6 protein-coding genes and 1 pseudogene are annotated in these 7,789 nt (G+C 60.0%); 4 read left to right on the plus strand and 3 right to left on the minus strand.

Going from position 1 to position 7,789, the window contains the following annotated elements:
* The 3 genes and pseudogenes from M0954_RS23030 to icd all read right to left on the minus strand — a co-directional run.
* Nucleotides 1-329, minus strand: a pseudogene (locus M0954_RS23030) (multicopper oxidase family protein); the annotation flags it as partial.
* Between the two features lie 714 nt (nucleotides 330-1,043).
* Nucleotides 1,044-1,892, minus strand: a complete 849-nt coding sequence (locus M0954_RS23035; RefSeq protein WP_297355698.1) for a hypothetical protein — start codon at nucleotides 1,890-1,892, stop codon at nucleotides 1,044-1,046.
* Between the two features lie 426 nt (nucleotides 1,893-2,318).
* On the minus strand, nucleotides 2,319-3,575 hold the full coding sequence (gene icd / locus M0954_RS23040; protein ID WP_122153560.1) for an NADP-dependent isocitrate dehydrogenase: 1,257 nt from the start codon (nucleotides 3,573-3,575) through the stop codon (nucleotides 2,319-2,321).
* A 356-nt stretch (nucleotides 3,576-3,931) separates the two neighbouring features.
* Here icd and M0954_RS23045 point away from each other — a divergent pair, with 356 nt between their 5' ends.
* The 4 genes from M0954_RS23045 to fusA all read left to right on the plus strand — a co-directional run.
* Entirely contained in the window at nucleotides 3,932-4,507 is a 576-nt protein-coding gene (locus tag M0954_RS23045) for a pseudouridine synthase (RefSeq protein WP_297355700.1), read from the plus strand.
* A 394-nt stretch (nucleotides 4,508-4,901) separates the two neighbouring features.
* Nucleotides 4,902-5,105, plus strand: coding sequence for a hypothetical protein (locus M0954_RS23050; RefSeq protein ID WP_122153558.1), 204 nt, complete (start codon nucleotides 4,902-4,904; stop codon nucleotides 5,103-5,105).
* Between the two features lie 156 nt (nucleotides 5,106-5,261).
* On the plus strand, nucleotides 5,262-5,768 hold the full coding sequence (locus M0954_RS23055; RefSeq protein WP_133892319.1) for a DUF192 domain-containing protein: 507 nt from the start codon (nucleotides 5,262-5,264) through the stop codon (nucleotides 5,766-5,768).
* Between the two features lie 299 nt (nucleotides 5,769-6,067).
* On the plus strand, nucleotides 6,068-7,789 hold a 1,722-nt coding region (fusA, locus tag M0954_RS23060), incomplete at its 3' end, for an elongation factor G (RefSeq protein WP_297355702.1).

The following is a 7,789-nucleotide window of genomic DNA, read 5'->3' on the forward strand; positions in this document are numbered from 1 at the left end:
AAGGTCGTCGGGTGTCCGGCGATCAGCGTATGTTGAACCGGCTGCGCGACGAGCGTCGCGCGGAACAAACCTGGTTCACGACTTTCGTTCGCAAGCTTGCTCAACGGCGCCAGCGGCGCGCCGGACGGCAACGACTCGGGGCCAGCCAGTTCGACGGTTTGCGACATACCGGCGTGCGGCGTATCCGGCATGTCGGACATGCCCTGCATGCCTTGCATGCCGTTCATCCCCGACATCCCATGCATCGACTGCTGTGCAAACGCACCGCGCGCAAACAGCGACGCGGCGGCCGCACTCAGCGTGCGGACGAGAAATTCCCTGCGGATCATGAATACTCCCTAACGTGGACGGCGCGGCAACGCTCCTGGCTCGCCGCGCGTGATCGTTTCAGTGCCCGCTTCGCGATAACCGCTGCACGGGCCCTGCTGTCTGACCTGACGGATGCATTGCGCGACTCCGAAGGGCGCGTGCAATGCATGCATCGAAGATCAGCCGATCGGCGGACGTACGGGAGGCGCGTGGGTCAGGCCGTCGCGCCGTTGCTCGGGAAGAGGCAAAGGTAGCGTTGAATCGGGGGCGCGCGGTTCGAACTGGAGAACGATGAACAGCGCACCGCAGTGGATGCCGCACGTCGCGACGCAGCAGCAGAGGGAGTGACCGTGGCCACAGGGCTGGCCTGATGCCGCAAGACCCGGCGAACAAGCCGGGCAATGAACCGGAGCAACTGAAGCGGCAAGCGGCACATTCGCTGCAGACGACGTCTCCAACGCCATGCTGAACGTTTGCGCCGCCTGCTCATTCGACAACTCACCGTGCGCGAACGCCGCGTGCGCAAATGCGACGTGCGCGAAAAGCAACGTAAGCGAAATCAGGATGAGGAGACGCTTCAGGAAGAGCATGGTCGAGCGGGAGCGCGAAACGCGACTTGCGAGGACGAGCGTCGATCAGAACATCATAGCGTATGACTGCCGAGAAGTTCGTTCATACACGCATCCATTGCCAACCCCGGGCATTACCCGGGGCCTGGATCAATCTTCGGCTCTTCAGATGCTCACACCCGAGTTCGCATTCCGACGGCTGGCGAGGCGCTGCAATTCCAGACTGCGCGCCAGCTCGCCCTGAAACACGGCGACCCCCTGGTGAGTAAAGTTGGACCTGGTATCCACGACGGGCGTAATGCCGATGCTCTCGATACGCCGGCAGAACGCATAGTCCTCGGAGAGGTACGAACGCGTCTGCGGATCGATCATCGTATCGAAGAATGCGTAGTGGAGGGACGCCGGCGCTCCCGCGTCATGTTCATCGCGACCCTGCAAGCGAGCGCGGCAGTGGAGCTCCGGAAAGCGCCGCATCAAAGCCAGAAACACCTCTCGCCTGATCAGCATGAATCCGGTCGGGGCATAGAGGACCTCGAGAAAGCCGTCGGCGTCGGGTTCGAGCTTGTCCGCTTGTCCTACCGCCGGATAAGTCGCAAAACGGGCCCGGAACTCCGCCTTGGTCGTACCCGCCGCCAAAGGTTCAGGTAATCCGGATGACGGCCAACCGTCGGACTTCAGCGGATAGACACCGGCGACGACCGGCCGGTTAGCCTTCAGCAGCCGAACCACGTCCGCGCCCTTGAAGCCGATGTCGCCGTCGATCCACATCAGATGCGTGAAGCGGCTATCTGTGAGGAATTCGGCAACCATCGTATTGCGCGCGCGGGTGATCAGGCTGTCGAAGCTGTTGAAGTGCGTGCGCAGGCCGAATCCATAGCTTGCCGAGACGTCGTAAAGATCAAGCAGGCCGAGGACGTACCCGGTCGCAACCACCGAACCGTAGCTGGGTGTCGCCACATACACATTCGCGCGAATCTGCTCGTCGTTCATCATCTCCCCCTGGATATCGGGCACGCCGCGATGCGGCTGGGTCCTGCGCCGATGACGCGCCTGTCAAAGCGGCAAACTTATATCAGAGGGGTCGGCATTCAACCATATTCACGAATGCGCGCTTATTAATGAGGATGCCTTTTCAAGATTGAATATTCACCTGTAGGACGCCCTATCGGATCGCAAACGTAAATTCAGAATGACGAAAGAATTGCTCGACGGCGCAGCGTATTGAGACGGCGCTCCGAAGCGCTCGACTGAGGCAGGACAACCGCGATGGGGCGTTTCGAACGCGTTTCCGAGATAGAAGAAAAAGTGGCTAATGCGACAATTCGACGCAGGCAAAGAAGGACGACGACTATTTCACCAAACGCCGCACAACAAAAAACCCCGGCGTCACAAATAGCACACCGGGGTTCACCGGATGTCTCCGGATGACACCAAACGCAATTACAGATTCCCGATCAACACCTGCCCAAAGCCCGAGCAAGACACCTGCGTTGCGCCTTCCATCAAACGCGCAAAGTCATACGTCACACGCTTTTGCAGAATCGACGCTTCCATCGCGTTGATAATGGCGTCCGCCGCTTCGGTCCAGCCCAGGTGGCGCAGCATCATTTCCGCCGAGAGAATTTCCGAGCCCGGATTCACGTAATCCTTGCCCGCATATTTCGGCGCCGTCCCGTGAGTGGCTTCGAACATTGCCACGGAGTCCGACATATTCGCGCCCGGCGCAATACCTATGCCGCCAACCTGTGCCGCCAACGCGTCCGAAATATAGTCGCCGTTCAGGTTCAGCGTCGCGATCACATCGTACTCGGCCGGACGCAGCAGAATCTGCTGCAGGAACGCATCTGCAATCACATCCTTGACGACAATATCGGTACCTGTCTTCGGGTTCTTGAATTTCATCCACGGGCCGCCGTCCACCAGCTCCGCACCGAACTCCTTCTGCGCGAGCGCATAGCCCCAATCGCGGAACGCACCCTCCGTGAACTTCATGATGTTACCCTTGTGCACCAGCGTCAGCGAGCGGCGATCGTTGTCGATCGCATACTGCAGCGCCTTGCGCACCAGACGGTCCGTGCCTTCGCGCGACACCGGCTTGACCCCGAGCGCCGACGTCTCCGGAAAGCGGATCTTCTTCACGCCCATTTCTTCACGCAGAAAGTGGATGACCTTCTTCGCCTGTTCCGATCCCGCGGCCCATTCGATACCGGCATAGATATCTTCGGAGTTCTCACGGAAGATCACCATATCGGTCTTCTCCGGCTCGCGCATCGGCGAGGGCACCCCCTTGAAGTAGCGCACCGGCCGCAGGCACACATAGAGGTCGAGTTCCTGGCGCAGCGCCACGTTCAGCGAACGGATGCCGCCGCCTACCGGTGTGGTCAGCGGCCCCTTGATCGACACGACATATTCCTTCACCGCGGCTAGCGTTTCTTCCGGCAGCCAAACATCCGGGCCGTAGATCCGGGTCGCCTTCTCGCCCGCAAAGACTTCCATCCAGTGGATCTGCTTCTTGCCCCCATAGGCTTTCTCGACCGCTGCGTCCACCACCTTGATCATGACCGGCGTGATGTCGACACCCGTACCGTCACCCTCGATATACGGAATGATCGGTTGGTCGGAGACGTTGAGCGAGTAGTCTGCGTTGACGGTAATCTTGTCTCCGCCCGTCGGAACCTTAATGTGCTGATACGGCATGATCGGACTCCAGTGATGGCTTTCTGGTTGAAGCAGATGGGAACTGCGAAACCTGGCGCTCCTCGCTACGCGCAATGCAGCACGCCTGCAAGCAACTGAGCGGCTATTCTAGCGCCCCACTGCCGGGCACGGGCATCGGCCGATCAGCCAGGTTCTGAGACGTAACACGGCAATAGCCGAATGCATCAGAACCGCATCTCGGTCATATGTCTTATATAAGACATATGACCTGCCCTTGCCATTTATGCATTATCATCCCGCCATTTGCCACAGAACCAGCCCAGCCGGGCGTCGTGCGGGTGCCCGCCAGCCGCACGGTTTACGCATCCGGCCTGGCCAGTATCGCCGGACTCCGCATGCGTCTCCTCGCTCTCAACAAGCCGTTCGGCACGATCTGCCAGTTCTCGCCGCACGAAACTCGCGCATCGCTGGCCGATTGGGTCAAGGTGCCCGGCGTCTATCCGGCCGGCCGTCTCGATTCCGATAGCGAAGGCCTGCTGCTGCTCACCGACGACGGAGCCCTCCAGGCCCGCATTGCCGAGCCGCGTCACAAGCTCGTCAAACGCTACTGGGCGCAAGTTGAAGGTGCGCCGGACGAGACAGCCCTGACGGCGCTCGCAAGCGGCGTCGATCTCGGCGACTATGTGACGCGTCCATGTCACGTACAACTGATCGAACCGTCCGCAACCGAAGCCCTTTGGCCGCGCAATCCGCCGATCCGCTATCGCGCTGCCATCCCGACCACGTGGATCGAACTGTCGATAACGGAAGGTAAGAATCGCCAGGTCCGTCGCATGACGGCAGCGGTCGGCTTCCCTACGCTGCGTCTGGTACGCGTCGGCATCGGTGTGCTCGATATTTTTTCGCTGGGTCTCGCGCCTGGCGCGTCGCTCGAACTGCCAGCGCGAGCTCCATGGGACGGCCTCCGTTGATGCTCAAGCTTTAGGCAAAGTCCCGCTAAGCCGTTGTATCCGCAAGCGTTTTTAATGCCGATAAAAATCGCATACGGCATTGCCCCGGCATCTCCGGCTGCTCATTAAAGTCAGGAATAAACATTCCCGAAAATTTGCGGAGAATTTACGTCAACCGCGTTGCAAGCTGACGCGTTATTCGACGCAGATGCCGCCCGAAGCTATCCGGCATTCAGCCTTGAAGGCCTTTGTGCAAGCCGTTCCGCGGTCGGTGCAGGGAGTCCGAGCGCTCGCAGACGCGTCACGAAAATTTGTTGATGCGGCTGTCAACCGAAAGGTGGATGGCACGTTTACCGACATGACTCATACATAACCGGGTCATTTGGTTAATTTACTAAAGCTGAGGATTCACAAAATGAACAAACTGATCGCCGCTCTGGTCGCTGGCCTCTTCGCAACAGCAGCATTCGCACAAGCTTCGGCTCCGGTCGCAGCTTCGGCAGCTCCGGCAGCAGCAGCTTCGTCGGCAAAGAAGACCACGAAGAAGGCAACGCACGCCAAGAAGGCATCGAAGAAGAAGGCAGCATCGGCTGCTGCAGCTTCGGGCGCTTCGGAGTAAGTTTGTTGTAAAAACGCAGTCAAGAACTAGCAGCACTTGCCGTTCTTACGGCGTTGAAAGGCAGATCCCGCAAGGCGATCTGCCTTTTTGTTTTTGACGTGCTTTGACGCGCTCGCGTAACATTCGCGGGTTAATTTCCCACCCAGGAGTCTTGCCGTGCGAATTTCCCTGCGCTCGTTGCTCGCGCGCTTTGCGTTTGCCATTGCGTTACCGTTGGCCGCCGCCTCGTTCACGCTCGCCCCCGTCCACAATGCCTACGCGCAGCAGATGCCGCCCGGTGCCAAGCAGCCCGGCGATTTCCCGCGCGCCAGGCTGACTGTGGGCATGTTCGTGATCGACGCCGCTGTCGCCTCCAATGATGCGGATCGCGAACAAGGCCTGATGTACCGCTCGCAACTCGCCCCCAACGAAGGCATGCTGTTCGTATTCGGCGAGAATGCGGTGCACTGCTTCTGGATGAAAAACACGCTGATCCCGCTATCGATCGCTTTCATCCGCGCCGACGGCACGATCACCGACATCGACGAGATGGATGCCGAAACGACCAACAACCATTGCCCGCGCAACAACGGCGTGTACGCACTGGAAATGAGCAAGAGCTGGTTCGCGTCGAAGGGCATCAAGCCGGGGATGACGATTCAAGGGTTGCCGGCAGCGCAATAAGCAGCGGGACAAATCGTGCGAATCGTGCGATAACCCGCGCAGTCGCCGTTCACGGCCCGTTTCCGGAAAGCCGGTGCCTTGTTGCAAGGGCACCGGCTTTTTTGCGTGCACGCGAGCAAACCAGGAACAGGACCCACGGAGCGCCCCGCCGGTGGCCGCGCAGGCGGAGCTGGCAAGATTCCTGCAAAAGAGCTTACGACGCGCTATTCTAGTAGACTAACCGCAGCACGGAGTTCGTCCGGTCGGCGTCGTGCGCCGCCCGACGTCCACTACCGGCGCGCCAATTCAAGGAGGTTCACGTGCCCCGCAAGACTCCCATCGAGCGCTACCGGAATATCGGCATTAGCGCTCACATCGATGCCGGCAAAACCACAACCACCGAACGCATCCTCTTCTACACCGGCGTGACTCACAAGATCGGTGAAGTTCATGACGGCGCGGCGACGATGGACTGGATGGAGCAGGAGCAGGAGCGCGGCATCACGATCACCTCGGCTGCCACGACTGCTTTCTGGAAAGGCATGGCCGGCAACTATCCGGAACACCGCATCAACATCATCGACACGCCGGGCCACGTCGACTTCACGATTGAAGTCGAACGCTCGATGCGCGTGCTCGACGGCGCCTGCATGGTGTACGACTCGGTCGGCGGTGTGCAGCCACAGTCCGAAACCGTGTGGCGTCAGGCGAACAAGTACAAGGTGCCGCGTATTGCGTTCGTCAACAAGATGGACCGCGTCGGCGCGGACTTCTTCCGCGTGCAGCGGCAGATCGGCGAGCGCCTGAAGGGCATCGCGGTACCGATCCAGATTCCGGTCGGTGCGGAAGATCATTTCCAGGGCGTGGTCGATCTCGTCAAGATGAAGGCGATCTACTGGGACGAAGAGAACCAGGGCATCAAGTTCGAGTATCGCGACATTCCGCCGGAACTCGCTGACACCGCGAAGGAATGGCACGACAAGATGGTCGAGGCCGCCGCTGAAGCGAGCGAGGAACTGCTCGACAAATACCTCGGCGGCGAGACGCTGACCGAAGAGGAAATCAAGCACGGCATCCGCGTGCGCTGCATTGCCAACGAAATCGTGCCGATGCTGTGCGGCAGCGCATTCAAGAACAAGGGTGTGCAGGCCATGCTCGACGCTGTGATCGATTATCTGCCGTCGCCGATCGACGTGCCCGCTATCACGGGTCACGACGAGTACGACAAGGAAATCGAGCGCCATCCGAGTGACAGCGATCCGTTCTCGGCGCTCGCCTTCAAGATCATGACCGACCCGTTCGTCGGCCAGCTGATTTTCTTCCGCGTCTATTCGGGCGTGGTGAATTCGGGCGACACGGTCTACAACGCGGTCAAGGAAAAGAAGGAACGCCTCGGCCGGATCCTGCAGATGCATGCGAACGAGCGCAAGGAAATCAAGGAAGTCTACGCGGGCGACATCGCCGCGGCAGTCGGCCTGAAGGAAGCGACCACCGGCGACACGCTGTGCGATCCGAATCACGTGATCATCCTTGAACGGATGATCTTCCCTGAGCCGGTGATTTCGCAGGCCGTCGAGCCGAAGACCAAGGTCGACCAGGAAAAGATGGGCATTGCGCTGAACCGCCTTGCTCAGGAAGATCCGTCGTTCCGCGTGCAGACGGACGAAGAATCCGGCCAGACCATCATCTCGGGGATGGGCGAGCTGCACCTGGAAATTCTGGTCGACCGCATGAAGCGCGAGTTCGGCGTGGAGGCAACCGTCGGCAAGCCGCAGGTCGCTTACCGTGAGACGGTGCGCAACAAGGTTGAGGATGTCGAAGGCAAGTTCGTCAAGCAGTCGGGCGGCCGCGGTCAGTACGGTCACGCTGTGATCACGCTGGAGCCGGCACCGCAAGGCAAGGGCTACGAATTCGGCGACGCGATCAAGGGCGGCGTAATTCCGCGCGAATACATCCCGGCAGTGGACAAGGGCATTATCGAAACGCTGAAGGCCGGCGTGCTGGCAGGCTATCCGGTGGTGGACGTGAAGGTGACGCTGACC

Origin of the sequence: Paraburkholderia sp., assembly GCF_026225065.1 — a bacterium.
GTDB lineage: Bacteria > Pseudomonadota > Gammaproteobacteria > Burkholderiales > Burkholderiaceae > Paraburkholderia.

Coding starts and splice junctions, on each gene's coding strand:
- icd (WP_122153560.1), bottom strand. CDS start 3,575: ATGCCGTATCAGCACATTAAGGTTCCGACGGGCGGAGACAAGATTACC.
- M0954_RS23045 (WP_297355700.1), top strand. CDS start 3,932: ATGCGTCTCCTCGCTCTCAACAAGCCGTTCGGCACGATCTGCCAGTTC.
- M0954_RS23050 (WP_122153558.1), top strand. CDS start 4,902: ATGAACAAACTGATCGCCGCTCTGGTCGCTGGCCTCTTCGCAACAGCA.